Origin of the sequence: Aquabacterium sp., assembly GCF_036273115.1 — a bacterium.
Classification (GTDB): Bacteria; Pseudomonadota; Gammaproteobacteria; order Burkholderiales; family Burkholderiaceae_C; genus Aquabacterium.
The window spans coordinates 56,220-76,084 of sequence record NZ_DASUIN010000026.1 but is presented as its reverse complement, the minus strand read 5'-3'; the positions used below and the strand labels follow the sequence as shown (position 1 = coordinate 76,084).

Below are 19,865 nucleotides of genomic sequence, written 5' to 3'. Positions count from 1 at the left end.
AAACCATAAGACTGAAGGGGTTTTATCCCCACAGCACCCCGGCGGCGATGACCCATGGGAAGCCGACCGTCAAGGCCACGTTCACAGCCATGCCCGGCGGAACTGGCGAGGCAGGGGCTTGGGCGTGGCGCCAAAGATCGCGCCAAACGCGGCTCAGCCCCAGAAACAGGACAACCAACACGCTCCACCAGAACCCGCTCGGCCCGGGCATCTGGCCACCGACCAGCAAACCAGCCAGGACCAAACCTGCCATGCCCCACTGCAGCCCAATGACCTGCGTCGACACGCGCAAGCCCCAGACCATCGGGGCGGTTCGGCGCCCGACTTGCCGGTCCGCCTCGACATCAGGAAACTGATTGAGCAACAACAGGTTGTTCGTCAGGAAAAAGGGGATGGCGCTCAATGCGATCGCCTGCCACGACATCTGCCCCGTCAGGGCCACCAAGGTGCCCAGCACCATGACCGGGCCAAAGCCAAGCCCTGGCGCTACCAGGCACAGCGTGGGCATGCGTGTGATCCACGGCGTGTAGGACACCACCAAGGTCAGCCCCAACAAACCGATGGGCAGCAACAAAGGCAGTCGCTCAGGATGCACCCACATGAAGAGGCCGCCAATGAACACCGTCAAGGCGGCGGCAGCAGCGCCCATGAACAAGGCATATCTTGCCAATTGCGGATGGGCGGGCAAAGCGCCACTGCCCCCACTGAAGGGCGTGCGTTGCGTGAGGAGATCCAGGCCCGAGCGGAAGTCCACGTACTCGTTGAGCGCATTGACCGCCACGTGGGCGGCCACACCCCCGATCAAGGCCCCCAGGGCATCCAGCCAGAAAGTGTGGGCGGGCCCGGCCACCCGCCACGCCAGGGCCAGACCCAAGCCCACGCACGACAGGGCCAACAACAAAAAGGGCGGCCGAGCTGGAGCCAGCCGCGCTTGCAAGGAAATTGTCTGCATGCCCCGATTGTGGCGGGCGCTTACCAGTGATGCTGCAACTGCAAGGAAACCGAAATGCCGAACTCTTCGGTCTGCGGCTGCCTGACCACACCCACCAGTCGCCCAAGGCGCTTGAGTGGCACGGCTTCACTGCGATCGAAACACCGCTGTTCGACCACGCTGCTGATGCCCCACTGCCACCCAGGCAGCCCACTGGCCCCCGGGCCGCTGAGCCAGCCGGCCTGCACCTGCACGGCCCGATCCTGCACAGGCCGCAAGCGGGTCGGGGCATATCCCGGCATGTCCAGATCCAGAGCAGAACGAGCCCATGGGGCCCATGCTCCCGTCAACTGCGCCACCCCGGCGCCCATGGGCATGGCATAGCCTAGACGCCACCAGACCATGTCGCCATGCCAACGCTCGGTATACCCACTGGCACCACCGGGCACGTCAAGCAACTGGCGCTTGAGATGGCGACCTTGAGCCTCGACGCCCATCAGGAACCCAGTAGACCAGCGATACAGTCCGGCGAGCGACCATTGGCGCGAGCCCACCTGCACATCGGTTTGCGCAGCCGCGCCCGCGTTGTCCTGACCGTCGTAGTGGCGCAGCCCCGATACCCCTTGGGCGGCAACGGACCACTGCACACCCGCCCAGTGCGTTTGCAACTTCAGCTGCGCGCCCCGCAAGACGCCCTCTTCCCTCAGCAAGCGAGCGCCCTGCGCATCGAACTCGCGCCAGTGGCTGGCCTGCACCACTGGCGCAAACTCAAGAGCCCATCCAGACTGAGCCTGCACCATAGAGGGCGAAATCAGCGCCAGGGCTGCGCCAAGGCAGCCCACAGCGCTGGCTCGCCAACCAGGCAGCGACCCCAGGTTCACAAAGGCGCCGCACCGCCCAGGAACTCGTTCCAGGTCGTGGTGCTCGATTGCTCAGGCTTGCCGTCGCCATTGGCGTCGACAGCCAGAATGACCGAGGTACTGCTGGCGACCGTCACGGTCGCCGTCGAGCCGTTCGCACCACTGACGAGCATCGACCCCGCGCTCGGCGCCTCGGCTTCCCCGTCAAAGACCAGCGCCACCGGGGTGCTGATGTCAACTTGCTTGTTGCCCAGCTCACTGCTGACCAAGGAACCACCAAACGTCATGCGCGAACCCGCCGAGAAGCCACCGCTGGCAGCCTCGACCGAGAACTGGAAGTGGGTCCACGATTCGACCACGGCCGCACCAGCCGCTGAGGTCGAGAGTTTCAGCTCGGGCGCATTGATCATGAGCAGATCGGTGGTGGTGACCAACAACATGTTGCCGTCAATGGTGCCCTTGAAATCAGCCTGCTCGACCTTCAAGGAGGTGAAGGCCAGCTTCGCAGCACGTCCTTCGGCATTACCCGAAACGTTCTGAACCGTCATGACGAATTTGCCGTCGTACTTGCCCGACCCATCCACGGCCTGACAGGCTCGGAAATCGGCCTGGAACACATCGCCACCATCCACCACGTCGTTCTTGTTGGTGTCGGTGTAGACCACCGTACCCGAACCGGACGCGCAGGGAATCGACTGTTCCACGCCCAGCAACGAGCGATCCATTGCGGGAGTGGCGCGAACTTGCTCGATCACGGCCTGAACCCAGCTCATCCAGTTGCCGGTGCGCGCTTGCACACCCACCAACGAGGCGGCGCCACTGGGCTGCGTGGCCTGCATGGTGGCCGCACCAGACGTGCTGATCACGTCCTTGTAATTGCCCTCGTTGATCGCGAATCGTTGCAGGGATGAAGGCTGGGCAGGGCCACTGTTGTCGCCGCCACCACCACCGCCGCAGGCTGTCAAGGCGGCCGCCGACACGACCGTGAAGGCCAGAGCTTGAACGCGAGACGCGCGCAGGATGTGAATGGGGTTCATGTGATTTCCTCTCTGTTTGATATTGGCTTGGGTTCCGGGACGGCCCGGGGTCGGATGGTATCGTTCACATGTCAGCAAACTGTGACGCCGAGCCCCCACTGAAGGGGGAATCGGCCAAACGGTCGATCCCAAACAGACTCCCCCACCCACCATGAGTTCAAACACCACCGCCTCCTCCGCCATTCGTTTCGACAACCGTGTGGCCATCGTCACCGGAGCTGGGGCCGGTCTGGGACGCGCGCACGCGCTTGCACTGGCAGCGCGCGGCGCCAAAGTGGTGGTCAATGACATGGGCGACCCGCAAGCCGTGGTCGATGAAATCGTCGCTGCAGGGGGCCAGGCCATCGGCTTTGCCGGGTCGGTCACCGATGCAGCCGCCATGCAGCGCATGGCCGACGAAACCGTGGCGCGTTGGGGCCGCATCGACATCCTCGTCAACAACGCGGGTATCTTGCGAGACAAGAGCTTCTCGAAAATGTCGCTGGATGACTTCCGTCTGGTGGTCGATGTTCACCTGATGGGTGCGGTCAACTGCACCAAAGCCGTCTGGGACACCATGAAGACACAGCAGTTCGGGCGCATCGTCTTCACCACCTCTTCGTCGGGCCTGTTTGGCAACTTTGGTCAAGCCAACTATGGGGCGGCCAAGATGGCGCTGGTGGGCCTGATGCAAACCCTGTCACTGGAAGGCGAGAAAACCAACGTCCGGGTCAACTGTCTGGCGCCGACTGCCGCCACCCAGATGACCGAGGGCATTCTGACGCCCGAAGTGCTGGCCCAATTTCAGCCCGAACGCGTCACACCCGGCTTGCTGATGCTGGTGTGCGACGACGCACCCAGCCGCACCATTCTGTGCGCCGGCGCTGGCACATTTGCTGCCGCTCATGTGACCTTGACGGAAGGCCTGTACCTGGGCGCGCGACCGGATGCAGCCGAAGTGCTGTTGCAGGAACTCGATCAGGTCACCGACCGACACGGGGAGGTGGTGCCAGCCTACGGCATGTTGCAGTCGCAACGCGAACTGAGCAACGCCTCTCAGGGCCGCTGAGGCCTCACTCAGGCCATCTGTGAAATGACACAGTTGCGACCCGCTGCCTTGGCTTGATACAGCAAGGCATCGGCCGATGCATAGATGTCTTCGGCGCGTGCCAAGGTGGAGTCGGGCAAAACCCACAGCAAGCCAAAGCTACACGTGATGACCCCCTGGGCCGATTTGTCATGCTCGATGCCAAGCGCCTCGATGTCGGCTCGAATGCGCTCGACAAACTCCTGCGTGCGCTCCCACGGCTCGTTGACGTTCAAGATCAAGGCGAACTCTTCGCCCCCTAAGCGGAAGAACTGATCACCCGCGCGCTGCAGGTTCTGCTTGACCGTCTGAGCGACCTGCTGCAACACGCGATCGCCCGCCAGATGCCCGTAACGGTCGTTGTAGCGCTTGAACTCGTCGATGTCAGCCATGCACAGCACCAAAGGGCAATGGTGCCGCTTGTGCCGCGCCACTTCGGCCTGTAGCGCAGTATTGAAATGGCGTCGGTTGTAGGCGCCCGTCAGCTCATCGGTGATGGCCATCGCTGCCAGCCGTTGGTTGGCCGATTCAAGCGCCCGAGTGCGCCGCTGCACCAGGTTCTCCAACTCAGTGGTGAGCGCCTCCTGCGCGGCCAGAGCCTGGCGCTCGGCCGCCAGTTTCTCCGCGCGCAGGGTGTTCATGCGGTCGGCCAGACCAAAGGCGAGCAACAACACCTCCAGCGCCGAGCCGATCTGCAGGAAGTTTTCCGTCAGGATGTTCGAGGGCACCACACCCAGGACACGGGTGTAGTAAAGGACCACGCCCACGGCCAGCATGAAAAAGGCCATGATGAAGTACCGTGCCGGCCGGTACCCACCCACCGCCAGCCACGAACCGATGATCAGGGCCAGCACAATCTGAACCACGCCAAAAGGAATGCTCAAGGCAAACGACAAGGCATAGCGGTCCCACAATGCCGGTGTCACACAGATGACGCTGCCAGCAATCGATGCCAGGATGGCGCGATGCATGAACCGGGGCGCCCGCCGCGCGGTTTGCAGATACGAGACCATGAACGCACCGAACATGGCATAGCAAGCCGCCGCTGCCATGGGCAAGATCTGATTGTTGAAATCAGGTGAATCGGGCCAGAGGTATTGGAAGGCGTAGCCTCGGAAGGCAAAACTCCAGAACAGAAAGGCCGACACGTAGCCGCAATACCAGGCGAAGGAGCGCTGGCGGGTCGAGATGAACAGAAACAGGTGGTACAGCAGAACCGTGATCAGGGTGCCGTAGTACAGGCCAAATGCCAAGGTCTCTGATTGCACCGATTGCACATGGGCATCGGGCTGCCACAGCTTGAACATGGTGGCTTCTTGCAACCCATCATGGCTTCCCAGTCGCACATAGATGTCAAGCGTCTGGTTGGGCGCAAAGTCGACATGGAAGGTCGGTACGCGGCTGTGGACGGGGCGGTTTTCAAACGGACGCCGATCGCCGGTCTGGACGCTCTGCAAGACTGTGCCGTCCGACCTGACCACATAAAAGTCAATTTCATCCTGCAGGGCCGACGCCACCTCCAGAATGCGCCGCGCCGGTAAATCTCCACGGTAATGCACACGCATGCGCACCCACCATGTGGAGCGAGAAAAACCCAGGTTGTAGCTGTCGCCGTGATACGCCGACCAGTCACGGTCGCGCTGAATGACGTCGGCGAGCGTCAAGGAGCCCGTGGCGTCTTCGAGCAATTGGCTGTTCATGCCCAGATTGATCTGGCGCTCAGCCCCACCGACGGCAACCTCGATCGGCACGGCACGTGCCCCCATGGAGGCGCCGAGCAGGAAAAACAAGGCGATGGCCCACCATCGCGCCAGTCTGGGTACAAGCCTGTCCACGGAGATCATCGGCAAATCATAAGCCGACGCTCAACTCTGGCGGCGGTATTCGCCGGGAGATTTTCCCGTCCAGCGCTTGAATGCGTGATGAAAACTGGTCTGGTTGGCAAAACCGAGTCGCAAGGCAATTTCAATGAGCGGCAAACCCGAGTCACGCAGATAAGACTCGGCCTGGCTCTGGCGCACCCGATCTACCACGGTACGAAAATTCATACCCGAGGCTTCCAACCGATTCTGGAGGGTGCGGGGCGACATGTTCAGCTCGGAAGCCAGGGCCGCCAGCGTGACCTCGCCCTGCTGCAACTGCCCTTTGAGCAGACGCTCCAGGCGATGCAGGAAGCTGCCCAAGCGGCTCGACAAGCGGTCGAGCTGGGCCTGAGCCTGCTGCTGGAGGATGCGGTTGACCAGGGGCTCTTGCTGAGTGACCGTGAGTTTGAGGTAGTCACGATCTCCCCGCAAGGCGTTGCGCGGCTGGTTGAAGCGCAGTTCGCCGCCAAAGAAGGCCCAATGCTGGTCGATGGCAGGTGGCGGGGGTTGCATCAGGTCTACATGGAACCGGATGTCGTCACGCCCTGTCAACCAACGCGCATACCAGACCCAGGAGCCCAGCGTCAGAAGCGTCAAGCGATTCGAACGCGTCGGCGTCATCTGACGCACCTCGAGCACAAAGTGCGTGCCTTCCACATAGGCCTCGACGGTTTCGATGTCGTTGAGCAAGTGATGAAAGCGAGCCACCACGCCCCCCACATCGCGCAAGGTGCCACTGGTCATCGCGAGAAAGCCCATCAGGCCGGCATGCCGAGGCTTGAGCTCGGCCGAGAGGGTCAGCGCCAGAAGCGGGTCTTGCAACTGGGCTTCGGCGGCCGCCATCAGGGCCTCCCACTCACGCACCTCGCAGCGCGCACTGCTGTCCAGACTCGACAATTCACGCAGGCGATCAGCACTGGGGCAAATCGCCTCGGGGGCAATGGCCTGCTGTTGCAGGAACTCGAGCAAAGCGCGCACGTAGCCCACGCTGACGGTATAGCCGTCAGACGGATCGTGGGCAAAATCAGTGCACTGCATAGGAGTCGGTCAAGATCGCGAAATCGTATCGGGCGCAATCAGGTCTGTCTGTTCAGACAAACGATGATTCGGCTGTCAGCGCGCAGCCCTGAGCTCAGGGCAACTGAGCCAGCTGCTTCTGGTCGGCCATGCGCTCGTACGACTCAGCCCGGATCTGTTCGCCAGCGGAGAAGCTGGCTTTCATCAAGGCATGAATGCGCTCCTGCTTGATCGCGTCGGCCAGGCTGGCATCGGCCTGAATGGCTGAGCGGGCCTGGAGATAAGCCTGAATGCGGGCCTGCCAGGCCTGGTTTTCTCGGTCGAGCGCCTCCAGGCGGTCCGCCGCCTCGGGCCCAACCAGGTTTTCACGGACCGTGCGCAACTCGGCCACCGAGCCCGCACGCTGACGCCATTCCTGCGTGACCGCCTCCAGGCTTTGCGCCACTTCAGTCGCGTCGAGGCTGCTTTGCAGATCGGCTGGCAATGCCTGCCTCAAGGCCTTGAGCTTTTCCGTCTTTTGCACCGGGGTCAGCCCGCGATCGTTGAACACGGCGATCTTGTCTACCGTGTATTGGTCATACAACTGCTCCAGCCCGAAGAAGGCCTGCACCACATCGGGTGTGAAGCTGCCCGCGCGCAGTCGATTCAGCAAAGCCAATCGCTCGACGGGCTCCATGGACGCTCCCCCACGCGACTGCGAAGCCACCCCATCGAGCCGCTGCAGATAGCCCAGATAGGCATCGAGCAAAGCCAGAGCCTGCTGCGCTGCCGGCGGTCGCAGACGGTTTTTCACATAGGCTCGGATACGGGCATCGATCACCGCGTCGGCTTGTTCGCCACGGCTCGACAGAAAATAGTCGAACACATCGCGTACACCGCGCTCGATGATCAGAGCCCCCTGCGCATCCTCGCGCAGTTCACCCGCCACTTCGGTGCCGGCCAAGGAGCGCGGCAAGCCCTCCAGACCGGTTTTGAAAGTCGGAACGGGAGCCTCGGTGGCATTGACGCCCACCGAGGGTGACATCCAGCTCGACATGCCTTCGGGCTTGTCGAGCAGCTGGTTGACATCGGCGATCGGGCGATTGAGATAAGCCCAACCGAGCCACCCGGCGATCAACAACGTCGCCCCACCCAACAGCATGCGGGGCCAGCGGCTGTGCTGGGCGTTCATCATCACCCGACCGACTGCCATCTTCAGACTCCTGCCAGCTTCAGGCGGTTGGCGTGTTGACGATACAGTGGCACCGGATCGAAGAACCCACGAATGCCCAAGGCCTGATTCACGGCGTCGAAGTGGTTCATGTTGTAGTCGTCACGAATGACGGTACCCAGGTGCTGAGCGCACTTCCCCACCAAGCCGTCGTTGGCCGAACCCAGGAAGGCCACCGATGTCGCGCCCACAAACAGATCAAGCGGATCGAGCGGATTGGTCAACACCGAAGCGCCGCCCCACGAGTAGTAGCGCACACCATTGACCACGCCTGCACCCTGGCCGCAAGCCGTGCTGGGCACGCCAGCTGGGTACTTCTTGTTGTACGCATTCATGGCGGGGGTGGTCAGCGAGTTCAGCATGGCGTAGGAGTCTTGCGGCAGGCTGGGGTTGCCCGACAGATAGGCTTCGATCTTGCCCAGACCATTGACCAGCGCCGCCACCACAGCCGTACCGGATGGGCCCAGGATGTTGGTCAGGCCGGCCACCACGTCGGCCACGGGCGTGCCTGCGTTGACACCGTCGACCGTGGTTACCGAAGCCACCTTGTCGGGCATGATGGCTGCGACATAGCGAATCGAGTGTGCACCATGGCTATGCCCCATGAGGTTGTACTTGGCGGCACCAGAAATGGCCATGATTTGCTTGAAATCATTGAGGAACTGCTCGTTGCGCACATCGCTGGAGTTCATGGCCGACATGGATGTGGTGTAGACCTTGGCACCGTTGTTGCGCAGATCGGTGGTGATGCCATACCAGTAGTCGATGGGGCCGATCTTGTCGAAGCCGGCGGCGCCGTGCGCCATCACAAAGGGGTACTTGGTTGCAGCATAAGTGCCTGCAGCCTGAACCGAACCACCAGCCAGGGCCACAGCCGAAGCGATCACCAGAGTCTTGAGGGATGTCATGTCTTGTCCTGTTGCTTGTCGAATGAGAGGCTCGCTGCACCTTGAGCCTGAATCAGGTGCCTGGTCATTGTTGAAAATGCCCTTCGAAATTTCTTGCGCGAGCATGCAAACCGATTGCTTGCGCATGCAAAGCCAGGGTTAACGCGAAGCGTTTGGCGCCCCTTCGTCTACGGGGTAGTACTGATCTTCAGACGATTGACACCTGATCGCCCTACACTGCTGTCCTTTAGCTTTGAACCCACCATGGCAAACGGACTTTTCACCAGCCTGCCGGGCCTGGCCATTCGCCCGGACCCGAATGAACCCAATCCACTTGTGCTGTATCACGGCAAGTGCCCCGATGGTTTTGCGGCCGCCATGGCGGCCTGGCGCTTTTTTGGCGGCCGGGGCGAGTACCTGGGTCTGAGCCACAGCAAGGGCACCACGCTGGCCGATCTGCCTGAACTGGCTGGCCGCGCGGTCTACATCCTCGACTTTTCGTTTGACACCGAGTTGATGTCGGCCCTGGACGAGCAGGCTCGCCAATTGGTGATGCTGGACCACCACCAGAGCGCCGCCGACAAGCTCAACGGTTTCCGCTGCCGCTGTGGTGCTGTGCACTTCGACATGAGTCAGTCTGGTGCCATGCTGGCCTGGAAATTTTTCTTCCCCGAGCAGGAAGCCCCGGCCCTGGTGCGCTATGTGCAAGACCGTGATCTGTGGACCTGGGCCTACCCGGAGAGCCCGGCCTTCCTGGCCGCGCTGGACATGGAGCCCAACGAATTTCCACGCTGGTCTGAAATTGCCGATTTCACCCCGGCCCAGATTGCCGAGTTCAGCGAACGCGGCAAGGCCATGAACGAGAAGTTCCTGTCACTGGCGAAAGACATTGCGGACAGTGCCGCGCCGATCACCTTCAACGGACAGAGCGGGCTGATGGTGAACTGCCCCGGTGTGTTCACCAGTGAAGTGGGCAACATTCTGGCGGCGCAGTGCGGCAGCTTCGCTCTGCTGTGGACGGTGTCGAAAGACAACATCGTTAAGGTCAGCTTGCGCGCCGTGCGCACGTTCAATGCCATCCCTCTGGCTGAAGCCATGGGCGGCGGCGGGCACCCTCAGGCCTGCGGCTTCCGCATGGGCGTTGACCGTTTGGGTGAATTGCTCACGGGCCAGTTCAACGCGACGCCTGCTGCCTGAGCTTCTTCTGCCACTGAGCCAGCTCAGCGCTGCTGCGTTCATCTGATTGAACCGAGCGCGCCAGCTGGCTCAACCAAACGCGTTGCTCGGCCGTCCAGCGCTGCGGCGTGACAGTTTCAAAATGCACATGCAGCGGCCCAGGCCGCCCCTGCCGATTGGGATAGCCCAAGCCATCCAGGACCTGATCGAGGCCATCTGACAGACGAAGACGCACCCGATGCCCATCCAAGGTGGGCACTTCGACCGGGTCACCCAACCACAGGCTGAACACATCGATGGGCACGGTGCACGCCAGCTCCTGACGTTCGTTCCAACTGAAAATGGGGTGAGGCCGAATGTGGACCTGCACATCGATGTCGCCCGCCTCATGGCCACACCGTTGCCCCTGAGCACGTAACTTCACGATCTGTCCATCTGCCACACCGGCAGGCAACCTGACTTCGAAGTGGTAGGTCCGTACGCTCGCCTCCAGGCCTGAACCATCACATGCTGGACAGACTTTTCGAGCCTGCCCATCGCCCATGCAATGCATGCAACGCGTCCAGCGACCGGACGCAGATCGAATGCGCCCCTCACCATCACAGTGTGAGCAATGGGCATTGGGCGAAACCAGACGCCCGACACCCAGACACTCGCCACACAGATCCTGGACCACCCCCTTCAGAACATGGGTGCAACCAGCGGCTGCATCTTCCAGATCGACATGGGCCTGCGATCGAATGACCTGAGGCGAGACGACGCCATCGGCCTGCCAGCGGGGCGCGCCCCAATCGCGCTCCCACCAGGCTCGCTTGCGCCGGGCAGGCGGCTCGTCGGCGTCGGGTGGCGGCTCTGCCTGTGACTCGGGTGGGGCCTTTCGATGAGTTTCTTGCGTGCCAGACTCTCCGGTGCTGAGCCAATCGCACAGCTGCCGGTACGCCGCATTGATGCGCTGCATGCGCCACACCGCCTGCGGGTCATCGTTGCGATCAGGGTGCCAGCGCGCCGCCAGACGACGATAAGCCTTCTTGATCTCGGCCAGACTGGCCCCCACGCTGACGCCCAACTCTTCGTGTGGATCGTCGTCGAACGCGTCAGCGGTACTCATGCGCAATCAGCCCTTCAGGATGGATCAGGCGCCGAAGGCCTGCCCCACATTCAGCAAAGCCAGCACACCCATGATGGCAAAGATGATCGCGGCAACGGTGTGCACAATCTTAAGCGACACCTTGCGAACCAACCAATCGCCGACAAAAACGGCAGGCACGTCAGCGATCATCATGCCCAGCGTGGTGCCAGCGACCACATGGATCAGATCCTGATAGCGAGCCGCCAGCGCCACCGTCACCAATTGAGTCTTATCGCCCATCTCCGCCAGAAAGAAGGCAATCGCTGTGGTGCCAAACACGCCCAGCACATGCTTGCCAGTCTCGAGGTCGTCTTCGATTTCGTCAGGAATCAGGGTCCAGACTGCCATCCCGAGGAAAGACACCCCGACGATCCAGCGCAGCCAGTTCGGCCCCAAGGCGCTGGCGATCCAGTTGCCCACCGCGCCGGCGAAGGCGTGGTTAGCCAGCGTGGCCACCAAGATGCCCAGAATGATGGGCACCGGACGCTTGAACCGGGTTGCAAGCAGCAAGGCCAGCAACTGGGTCTTGTCACCCATTTCCCCCAGGGCCACCACCCCGGTCGAGATCAGAAAAGATTCCACGCTTGACTCCACAAAATACACATCAGCGGGCGCGTGCGATCAACCGCAACGACACCTCTACCCCATCGCCAAAACCAAAGCGGAGGGTTTCCTCAACAGGGCACGCGATTGTGCCTGCATACGAACCCGTGATGACCGGAACACCGGCGGCCAGCCCGATTCCGCATTGGCTCAGATGATTGACCAGCCACACCAGGGGGGCCAGTGGATCCTGATCGGGATGCACGCCATCCAGTTGCTGCCATGACGTGTGCTCGCTGCACCAGCGCACGCGCATGTGACTGCTGCCCAGCGCCTGCGGCAAAGGGACTTCTGGCCCGATCCACAAACCTTGATTGACCAAGCCATCGGCCAGCTTGTCGGCAAAGGTGAGAGGGGCCGACGCCTCATAGCGGCTGTCAATCAATTCCAGTGCCACATGGGCTCGTCCCAGGGCCGACTCGACCTCGGCACGCCCGTAGGGTTGCACACGAGAAGGCAGATCGTGCCGCAGCACAAAAGCCAACTCGGGCTCCACCCGACACCGCCCCTCGTGAGCCCACACCGGGCACACGGGCTCGTTGTGAACGGTACTGGCATAGATGGGCGCTGCCACCAGTCGATCAGGTGCCGGGGTCCCGCATTTCCAGGCGCCTACCGCATCGCCCAACTCGTTCATTTGGCTGGCGACCGCCTGCTGGATGGCCCAGGCCTCATCCAGGGTCTGCGGCCGACATGCGGCCGCAAGCACAGGGCCTTGTGTACCGGCCAGGCGGCGCTGGCTCAGAATTGCGGCCGCTGAGGCGATCTCTTGTGGAGACAGGGGCATGAGAACCTCTTGATCAAGATGGAGAAGACAGCGGCGTGCGAACCCCGAGATGGCGCCGCAGATCCTGCAGCAAGGTTCGCGCAGCCAAGGACAACGGGCGGTCTTTGCGCCAGACCAGATGCCACATGCGTCGAATCGGGAACCCCGCTACGGGCAACACCGTCACGCCGGTGCCAGACAAATCGGCCGACAAGGTATGCCGCGACAGCACAGCCAGGCCTAGCCCTGCCCGCACCGCGTGCTTGATGGCTTCGTTGCTCCCCAAAGCCATGCGCGGGCTCCACTGTACGCCGTGCTCGGCGAGGAACTGCTCGGTAGCCAGGCGGGTTCCGGACCCGGCCTCGCGCACCAACAGCGGCTGGTCGACCAACTGAGACAGCTTCAGGCGCTTGCGTTGCGTCAGCGGATGAGCGGCGGGGGCAATCACCACCAGCGGGTTTTCAAGAAAGGGCCAGCGGTTGAGCGGCAAATGCGTTGGCGGCAACATCATGGCGGCGAGTTCGTCTTCACCGCGCTCCAGTCGGGCGACCACGGCATCTCGGTTCTGCACGGTCAGCTCGATGTCAATGCCCGGATGCTCGCGCGCGAAGGGGCCCAGCAGATCAGGCAGAAAGTATTCGGTGGTGGTCACGGCTGCGATGCGAAGCCGACCGCGCTTGAGTCCCTGCAGTTCTGCCGTCTGATCTTCGAAGCGCTGCCACACCGCAAACAGATCTCGCACCGTTTGCAGCAACACCTCGCCATGCTGAGTGAGGATGAGCCCGCGCCCCAGCGGCTCGAACAAGGGCACGCCCACTGCCTCGGTCAACTCCTTGAGCTGCATCGACACGGTGGATTGCGCCAGGTGCAAGGCCTTGGCCGCCCGCCCGACGCCGCCCAGGCGAGCGACCGCCTCGAAGCTGCGCAGCTGGATCAGTGTGGCACGAGGCACGCGATCCAAGCCAATGGGGGCGGGCAACTCATTCATCAATTTATTTGATCAATTACATCAGAACATATCACTTTACAGCATGCAATTTCAAAGCCAAAGTCTCGCCCTGTGTGCTTGTCTGGTTGTGTTGCATGTCGTTCCAAGCGTTTCTCGATCCCGCGATTCTGTTTTTTGTCTTTGGCATGGCCGCCGGCCTCATGCGCTCGAACCTGGAAATTCCAGCACCGATCTCCCGCTTCCTCTCCCTCTATCTGCTGATGGCCCTGGGCCTCAAGGGCGGCTTCGCGCTGGCCAAGTCCGGTCTGACGCAGGAAGTCAGCGCCACGCTCGGGCTGGCCTTGCTGCTGGCCTTGCTGGTGCCACTGCTGGCTTACTGGGTGCTCCGTCGCCTGGTCAGCGCGTTTGATGCGGCCGCGATTGCTGCCACCTACGGCTCGGTCAGTGCGGTGACCTTCATCACCGCAACCCAGTATCTCGACAACCGGGGCATTCCGTTTGGAGGCCACATGGCCGCGGCCATGGCTTTGATGGAATCTCCGGCCATCCTCATTGCGATCTTGTTGTCGAACTGGATTCGCCAGCAAGCCGCACCGCAGCAGGCGCCCGCCACCACCGGGCTGGCTCATGGCCCCGCCACGCGCCCCTCGCTGCGCCATGTGTTGCATGAGTCTCTGACCGATGGCGCACAACTGTTGCTGCTGGGTGCCATGGTCATCGGCATCATCAGTGGCGCGGCCGGCCAGAAGGCCATGCAGCCCTTCGCAGGCGACCTCTTCAAAGGCATGCTGGCGTTTTTCCTGCTCGACATGGGCTTGCTCGCCGCCCGCAATATGGGTGGCCTCAAAGGCCAGTCGCCCTGGCTGTTGCTCTATGCCCTGGGCGCGCCATTGATTCACGCCACGCTGGCCTTGGGCTTGGCCTGCCTGATCGGCGCGTCAACCGGCAACACCATCTTGCTGATGACGCTGGCCGCCAGCGCCTCCTACATTGCCGTACCAGCGGTGGTGCGTCACGCTATTCCCGAAGCCAACCCCACGCTGTACTTCAGCTTGTCGTTGGGGCTGACCTTCCCCTTCAACATCCTGCTGGGTATTGGGCTCTACACCCAGGTGGCGCAACGGGTGCTGGGTTAAGGCCCACGCCCCACCGCAGGGGGGCCATTGCTCAGGCTTCAGAGGCTTTGGGGGACAGCGCTTCCCTGTACCCCCACCCGCACAACCGACAACCCAATCAGGCGACCCTGACAAGCGAATTACGTCACACCTGAACCGCTTCAGTTTTTGTTCCTTGCTTCAGATCAATTGGCGCTGAAATGCACCAAAGAAGCGCATTTTTCACGGTGAGACGGTCCATCCAGCGGACTTCGAGACGATATCCCCAGCACGTTCGAATTTTGCCTGGGAGTCTACGTGTTCAAAAATTTGAAGATCTCGCAGCGCCTGTCTCTGGGCTTTGGTTTGCTGGTCGTGCTGCTGCTGGCAGTGGCTTATCTGGGCCTGTCTGGCATGGCCCGGATGAATCACGAAATGAACCTCATGGTCAAAGACCGCTACGCCAAGGTGGTCCTGGCCACACGCATTGATCAGGAGGTCAACCACATTGCACGCTACATGCGCAATGCCATCCTCAGCGAAACACAGGAACAAGCCAAAGAGGAAGAAGACCGCATCCTGGAAGCACGCAAGCGAATTGGCGAAAGTCTCACCGCCATCGAACCCCTGATCAAGCTCGAAAAAGGCAAAGCCATCTTGCAGAGCATCAAGGACACGCGTTCGGCCTTCATCGCCGGACAGAACCGCGTGCTTCAACTGGTGCATGAAGGCAAGCGGCAAGAGGCTGGCCGCTACCTGCTGACCGAACTGCAGCCGGTGTTGAAGGCCTATAACGCCAATGTGCAAAGCCTGGTCGATTTCCAGGGCGAGCTCATGACCCAAGCCAGCGAAGACGCGCAAACCCATTACGATGCCGCCCGCCAGACCATGATGGGGCTGACCTTGTGCGCCATCATGCTGGCCATTGGCACGGCCTTCTGGGTCATTCTCAGCATCACCCGCCCGCTCAGCCAGGCCGTCACGGTGGCCAACCGTCTGGCTGATGGAGACCTGGGTGTCGAGGTGGTGGTCCACAGCACCGACGAGACCGGCCAAATGCTGCAGGCCATGCGCAACATGGTTCACAAATTGTCGGCCATCGTGTCCGAGGTGAACATGAACGCCCAGTCGCTGGCCAACGCCTCCGAAGAGGTCAGTGCCACAGCGCAGGGCCTGTCTCAGGCCGCAAGCGAGCAGGCCTCGGGCGTGGAAGAGTGTGGCGCGTCCATGGAAGAAATGGCGGCCTCGATCGAGCAGAACTCGCAGAACGCCCGCCTGACCGAGAACATGGCCAATCAGGCCGCCACTGACTCGATCGAAGGGGGCGAAGCTGTCAAGGCGACCGTGGACGCCATGAAGCAGATTGCCAACAAGATCGGCATCATCGACGACATTGCCTACCAGACCAATTTGCTCGCACTCAATGCCGCCATTGAAGCTGCCCGAGCAGGCGAGCACGGCATGGGCTTCGCCGTGGTGGCTGAAGAGGTTCGCAAACTGGCCGAACGCAGCCAGGAAGCAGCCCAGGAAATCGGCGAGGTGGCCAAGAGCAGCGTGCAGCAGGCCGAGCGCGCCGGTGAATTGCTTGATCGCATGGTGCCGAGCATTCGCCGCACGGCCCAGCTGATTCAGGAAATTGCCACCGCATCGGAAGAGCAATCGTCAGGCGTCGGACAGATCAATTCCGCTGTGTCCCATCTGGGTGAAACCACGCAACAGAATGCTTCGAGCTCAGAAGAGTTGGCTGCCACAGCCGAAGAGCTGAGCGGCCAGGCTGAGCAGTTGCAGCAAGCCATGACCTTCTTCAAGCTCAGCACCGGTCGGGCGCATGGCACGCTGGCCTCGACTCCGGCCAGCAAGCCACGCGATCTGCGTCGGTCCCATGCGCTGGCGACGCAGGCTGGCACGGCCTGATGCTGCCGTGATGCGGCATTGATGCCGGCTTCATGACCCCGGGGGTAGACTAGTCTCTCCCCCTTGCGATCCATCGGAGCCCCACATCATGCGCATCCTTCTGGCTGAAGACGACCCGCTTCTCGGTGACGGTCTGAAAGCGGGTTTGCGCCAACTGGGTTTTCAGGTCGACTGGGTGCGCGACGGGGTGGCCGCCGATCGCGAACTGCGCAGTCATGACTATGCGGCAGCGGTTCTGGACCTCGGGCTCCCACGTCTGGACGGCATGGATGTGCTGGCCAAAGTGCGAGCTGCAGGTCACACCCTGCCCATCATTGTGCTGACCGCACGCGATGCGATCTCGGAACGGGTGCGTGGCCTCGACCTGGGTGCCGACGACTACCTGCTCAAACCCATAGACCTGCAAGAGCTGGGTGCACGCCTGCGAGCCCAGATCAGACGAGCCCACGGGCAGCCTCAGGAACAGCTGCGAATTCAGAACCTGAGCCTGGATGCTGCCGCTCGAACCGTGACCCTGGATGGCGCCCCGGTGACGCTATCGCCTCGCGAATTCGATTTGCTGCACACCCTCATGCTGAGCGCCGGACGGGTCCTGTCACGCGAACAGATCGAGCAACAACTCTACAGCTGGGGGCAGGAAGTCGACAGCAACGCCGTCGAAGTACACATTCACCACCTGCGCAAGAAGCTGGGCAGCCAACGCATTCAAACCATTCGGGGCGTCGGATACATGCTGATGCGCGAAGCGAGCACATCCACATGAGGCCACTGCGTTCCTTACAAGGCCGGTTGCTGGCCCTGCTGCTGACCTTGGTCAGCGGGGTGTGGCTGGTCGCGGCAGCCACGGCCTGGTTCGATGCCAGACACGAACTCGATGAGTTGCTCGATGGCCACCTGGCGCAGGCAGCGGCCTTGCTGGTGGCCCAGCAGGCCAGCGAATTCGACGACGACACGCACCTCGACGCCCCCACCCTGCACCGCTACGCCCCCAAGGTGGCGTTTCAGATCTTCCACGAAGGCAAGTCGGTTGCGCATTCGGCCAATGCCCCCAGTCAGCCGTTCCTTGCCCAGCCCCGGTCAGCGTCCCCCGGCTTCAAAACCGTGGTCGTCGATGGCGTGGCCTGGCGTGTGTTTGCCACGTCGGGGCGTGAGCGCGACGTTCAAGTGTTTGTGGGCGAGCAGATCGCTTCCCGCTCGGCCATTTTGAAGGCTTGGCTGTACAGCACCCTGTGGCCCATGCTGCTGGCCCTGCCCGTGCTGGCCGTGGCCATCTGGTGGGCCGTTCGACAAGGCGTTCGCCCCCTGCACCGCTTGGGCGCCATCCTGACGCAGCGACCTGCCTTGTCGCTGGCCCCAGTTGAACTGGCGCAAGCACCCACCGAAATGGATCCGCTGCTGGCGGCCCTCAACGACTTGCTGCGGCGCATGGGGGAGATGATGCAATCGGAACGCCGCTTCACGGCAGACGCTGCACACGAGTTGCGCACACCCATTGCGGCCATTCGAGCCCAAGCCGAAGTGGCCTTGAATGAACCCGAGGAAAGCGCACGACAACACGCCCTGCAAGCCACCCTGGCGGGCTGTGACCGCGCGAGCCGGCTCATCGAACAACTGCTGACCTTGGCACGACTGGAAAGCGGAGAAGCCCCGCCATTGACCTCGATCGATCTGCGAGAGGTGGTGCGCCACAGTCTGGCCGACCTGGCCACTCAGGCCATTGCAAAGCAGCAGACCCTTGAACTCGATGCCGATGCCAGCGCGCGAGTCGAAGGCGACGCCACCTTGCTGGGCGTGCTGGTGCGCAACCTGATTGACAACGCCATTCGCTATAGCCCCCAAGGCGCGCAGATCCACGTGTCGCTGACCCACCAAGGCCAGACCGTGAGCCTGTCTGTGCAAGACAGTGGACCAGGCATGAGCGAAGCCGATCGCGGCCGTGCCGGCGAACGCTTCTTTCGCGTCGCCGGCACCGGGGAAACAGGCAGCGGACTGGGTTGGTCGATCGTGCAGCGCATTGCGAGGGTGCATGGCGCCAGCGTCAGTCTCAGCCCTTCACCTCAGTTGGGCGGCTTGCAAGTCATCGTGAACTGGCCGGCTCAATCGTCGTCATCGTCATGATGATGGCGGCGGCCGGTGGACTGATGTCCGGCCCCTGTTGAAGACTCACGCCACTCGATCCGATCCAGCGGCCCACTGGCGTTCGGGGCCGATTGCCATTGGGTCCACCAGAAGGCCAGAACAGCCACCAGCAACAGGGCACCCAACCAGGCGCGGTTGCGCGGCACCAGATCGGGCCCCGCGCCCGGCACCTTGCCGGTCACCATCATGCGCAAGGGGTTGTGCGATCGCACCCAGGCACCAACCGCCACCACGGCCAGGTGCAGCAACACCAGCATCAGCAGAGCCTCACCGGCCGCTTCATGCAGGTCTTCGAGCGCATCGCCCCACCACTCCTGGTCCAAGGCATGTCCACTCAATGGCGCCAGCACACTGAGCGCCAACACCGCCAGCAGCACCAACGTCTGCAGCGCCGACTGCAAGGGTGGCAGGCGCACCGTGCCATTGGCCAAAGCCACGATGGCCTGCTTGCCGGCCTCCCAGCGCGCACGCCAGGCTTGCCAGCGCGCCGGGCGCGGTCCCATCAGGAACCAGACCAGGCGAAAGCCCATCAGTCCCAGCATGGTGTAGCCCAAGGTCATGTGAACCAGGCGCCAACGTTCGCTTTCCGCGCTGGCATAGGCTCCCACGAAGGACAGGGCCAGCAGCCAGTGAAAGGCTCGGGTAGGCGCATCAATCGTGCGTCGCGACGGCGAGGGGGCCGACTCAACGTGGGATACGGACACGGTGTTCATTGAAATCTCCTTGCTCGGCGCCTGCGTGGCAGGCGACACAGTTGGCCGCACTGCGAACCGACGCGCGCTGCCAGACTGAGGGGGGCAGTTCATCGTGCTCATGCACGAACCAACTGGATCGAGTGATACGGTCTTGTGGCGGACGCGCCCGGCCCGAACTGGGCGCAGCGTTGTCGGTCAGCCAGGTCGATACCTTCTTGACCGTGTCAGGGTCGAGCGAAGCATCGGTGCCGAAATGGCGAGGCAAGCCCTGCATCAGACCTTGCCAGGAAGCGGCAGGCAACAGCCCGGGCGGATAAGCCATGTGACAGGCCGAGCACTCCTGCTGGTAGGCCGCCAGCATGGGCACTCGGGTTTTGCCTCGTTGGGAGCGCTCGCCTTCGTCGTCGTGAGCCCAGGCCCCAGACAAGGCGAGCCAAGGCAAGGCCAAGGCCATCACCCAGGCGCCACGCCACCAGCGTCGAGCAGATGGGTTTCGAGCGTTTGAAATCGAATCAGACATGGTGCCTCCG

19 protein-coding genes are annotated in these 19,865 nt (G+C 62.4%); 6 read left to right on the top strand and 13 right to left on the bottom strand.

From position 1 onward, the window contains the following. Positions 1-22: 22 nt before the first annotated feature. The 3 genes from VFW72_RS11530 to VFW72_RS11520 are packed head-to-tail and all read right to left on the bottom strand — an operon-like array spanning position 23 to position 2,828. Positions 23-952, bottom strand: coding sequence for a prenyltransferase (locus VFW72_RS11530; protein ID WP_329674444.1), 930 nt, complete (start codon positions 950-952; stop codon positions 23-25). A 20-nt stretch (positions 953-972) separates the two neighbouring features. Continuing rightward, positions 973-1,812, bottom strand: a complete 840-nt coding sequence (locus tag VFW72_RS11525; protein ID WP_329674443.1) for a hypothetical protein — start codon at positions 1,810-1,812, stop codon at positions 973-975. After that, a complete protein-coding gene (locus VFW72_RS11520; protein ID WP_329674442.1) occupies positions 1,809-2,828 on the bottom strand; it encodes a hypothetical protein in 1,020 nt (339 codons plus the stop codon). The genes VFW72_RS11525 and VFW72_RS11520 overlap by 4 nt, the downstream gene beginning before the upstream one ends. Positions 2,829-2,979: 151 nt before the next feature. On the opposite strand from VFW72_RS11520, the gene VFW72_RS11515 reads away from it, so the two are divergent. Beyond that, entirely contained in the window at positions 2,980-3,876 is an 897-nt protein-coding gene (locus VFW72_RS11515) for an SDR family NAD(P)-dependent oxidoreductase (RefSeq protein ID WP_329674441.1), read from the top strand. An 8-nt stretch (positions 3,877-3,884) separates the two neighbouring features. Here VFW72_RS11515 and VFW72_RS11510 read toward each other — a convergent pair whose 3' ends face one another. The 4 genes from VFW72_RS11510 to VFW72_RS11495 form a co-directional block, all read right to left on the bottom strand. Beyond that, the gene (locus tag VFW72_RS11510; protein ID WP_329674440.1) at positions 3,885-5,738 is read right to left on the bottom strand and encodes a sensor domain-containing diguanylate cyclase; all 1,854 of its coding nucleotides are present in this window, start codon (positions 5,736-5,738) and stop codon (positions 3,885-3,887) included. 21 nt (positions 5,739-5,759) lie between these two features. After that, the gene (locus tag VFW72_RS11505) at positions 5,760-6,794 is read right to left on the bottom strand and encodes an AraC family transcriptional regulator (protein WP_329674439.1); all 1,035 of its coding nucleotides are present in this window, start codon (positions 6,792-6,794) and stop codon (positions 5,760-5,762) included. Positions 6,795-6,888: 94 nt separating this feature from the next. Beyond that, on the bottom strand, positions 6,889-7,965 hold the full coding sequence (locus tag VFW72_RS11500) for a lipase secretion chaperone (protein ID WP_329674438.1): 1,077 nt from the start codon (positions 7,963-7,965) through the stop codon (positions 6,889-6,891). A 2-nt stretch (positions 7,966-7,967) separates the two neighbouring features. Next, the gene (locus tag VFW72_RS11495) at positions 7,968-8,891 is read right to left on the bottom strand and encodes a triacylglycerol lipase (RefSeq protein WP_329674437.1); all 924 of its coding nucleotides are present in this window, start codon (positions 8,889-8,891) and stop codon (positions 7,968-7,970) included. Positions 8,892-9,134: 243 nt separating this feature from the next. Between VFW72_RS11495 and VFW72_RS11490 the strand changes: the two genes are divergently transcribed. Next, complete coding sequence (locus tag VFW72_RS11490) at positions 9,135-10,067, top strand: DHH family phosphoesterase (RefSeq protein WP_329674436.1); 933 nt, start codon at positions 9,135-9,137, stop codon at positions 10,065-10,067. On the opposite strand, the gene VFW72_RS11485 is transcribed toward VFW72_RS11490, so the two are convergent. Genes VFW72_RS11485 through VFW72_RS11470 form a run of 4 tightly spaced genes read right to left on the bottom strand, consistent with a single transcriptional unit; the run spans position 10,045 to position 13,532 of the window. Beyond that, a complete protein-coding gene (locus VFW72_RS11485) occupies positions 10,045-11,154 on the bottom strand; it encodes a DnaJ C-terminal domain-containing protein (RefSeq protein ID WP_329674435.1) in 1,110 nt (369 codons plus the stop codon). The two genes, VFW72_RS11490 and VFW72_RS11485, sit on opposite strands and share 23 nt — an antisense overlap. A gap of 24 nt (positions 11,155-11,178) precedes the next feature. Next, on the bottom strand, positions 11,179-11,757 hold the full coding sequence (locus VFW72_RS11480; RefSeq protein ID WP_329674434.1) for a TMEM165/GDT1 family protein: 579 nt from the start codon (positions 11,755-11,757) through the stop codon (positions 11,179-11,181). Positions 11,758-11,779: 22 nt separating this feature from the next. Further along, positions 11,780-12,565 carry a hypothetical protein gene (locus tag VFW72_RS11475; RefSeq protein ID WP_329674433.1) on the bottom strand — a complete coding sequence of 262 codons (786 nt, stop codon included), beginning with the start codon at positions 12,563-12,565 and terminating at the stop codon, positions 11,780-11,782. A 13-nt stretch (positions 12,566-12,578) separates the two neighbouring features. Then, a complete protein-coding gene (locus VFW72_RS11470; RefSeq protein ID WP_329674432.1) occupies positions 12,579-13,532 on the bottom strand; it encodes a LysR family transcriptional regulator in 954 nt (317 codons plus the stop codon). 95 nt (positions 13,533-13,627) lie between these two features. Between VFW72_RS11470 and VFW72_RS11465 the strand changes: the two genes are divergently transcribed. From VFW72_RS11465 to VFW72_RS11450, 4 genes are all read left to right on the top strand, one after another. Further along, positions 13,628-14,629 carry a sodium-dependent bicarbonate transport family permease gene (locus tag VFW72_RS11465; protein WP_329674431.1) on the top strand — a complete coding sequence of 334 codons (1,002 nt, stop codon included), beginning with the start codon at positions 13,628-13,630 and terminating at the stop codon, positions 14,627-14,629. A 276-nt stretch (positions 14,630-14,905) separates the two neighbouring features. Then, positions 14,906-16,501, top strand: coding sequence for a methyl-accepting chemotaxis protein (locus tag VFW72_RS11460; RefSeq protein ID WP_329674430.1), 1,596 nt, complete (start codon positions 14,906-14,908; stop codon positions 16,499-16,501). A gap of 88 nt (positions 16,502-16,589) precedes the next feature. Then, complete coding sequence (locus tag VFW72_RS11455; RefSeq protein ID WP_329674429.1) at positions 16,590-17,264, top strand: winged helix-turn-helix domain-containing protein; 675 nt, start codon at positions 16,590-16,592, stop codon at positions 17,262-17,264. Then, positions 17,261-18,619, top strand: coding sequence for an ATP-binding protein (locus VFW72_RS11450; protein ID WP_329674428.1), 1,359 nt, complete (start codon positions 17,261-17,263; stop codon positions 18,617-18,619). The genes VFW72_RS11455 and VFW72_RS11450 overlap by 4 nt, the downstream gene beginning before the upstream one ends. Here VFW72_RS11450 and VFW72_RS11445 read toward each other — a convergent pair. Together VFW72_RS11445 and VFW72_RS11440 are read right to left on the bottom strand one after the other, a co-directional pair. Further along, complete coding sequence (locus VFW72_RS11445) at positions 18,598-19,353, bottom strand: cytochrome b/b6 domain-containing protein (protein ID WP_329674427.1); 756 nt, start codon at positions 19,351-19,353, stop codon at positions 18,598-18,600. The two genes, VFW72_RS11450 and VFW72_RS11445, sit on opposite strands and share 22 nt — an antisense overlap. After that, positions 19,325-19,855 carry a diheme cytochrome c gene (locus VFW72_RS11440; RefSeq protein ID WP_329674426.1) on the bottom strand — a complete coding sequence of 177 codons (531 nt, stop codon included), beginning with the start codon at positions 19,853-19,855 and terminating at the stop codon, positions 19,325-19,327. Before VFW72_RS11440 ends, VFW72_RS11445 begins: the two co-directional genes overlap by 29 nt. Positions 19,856-19,865: the final 10 nt, after the last annotated feature.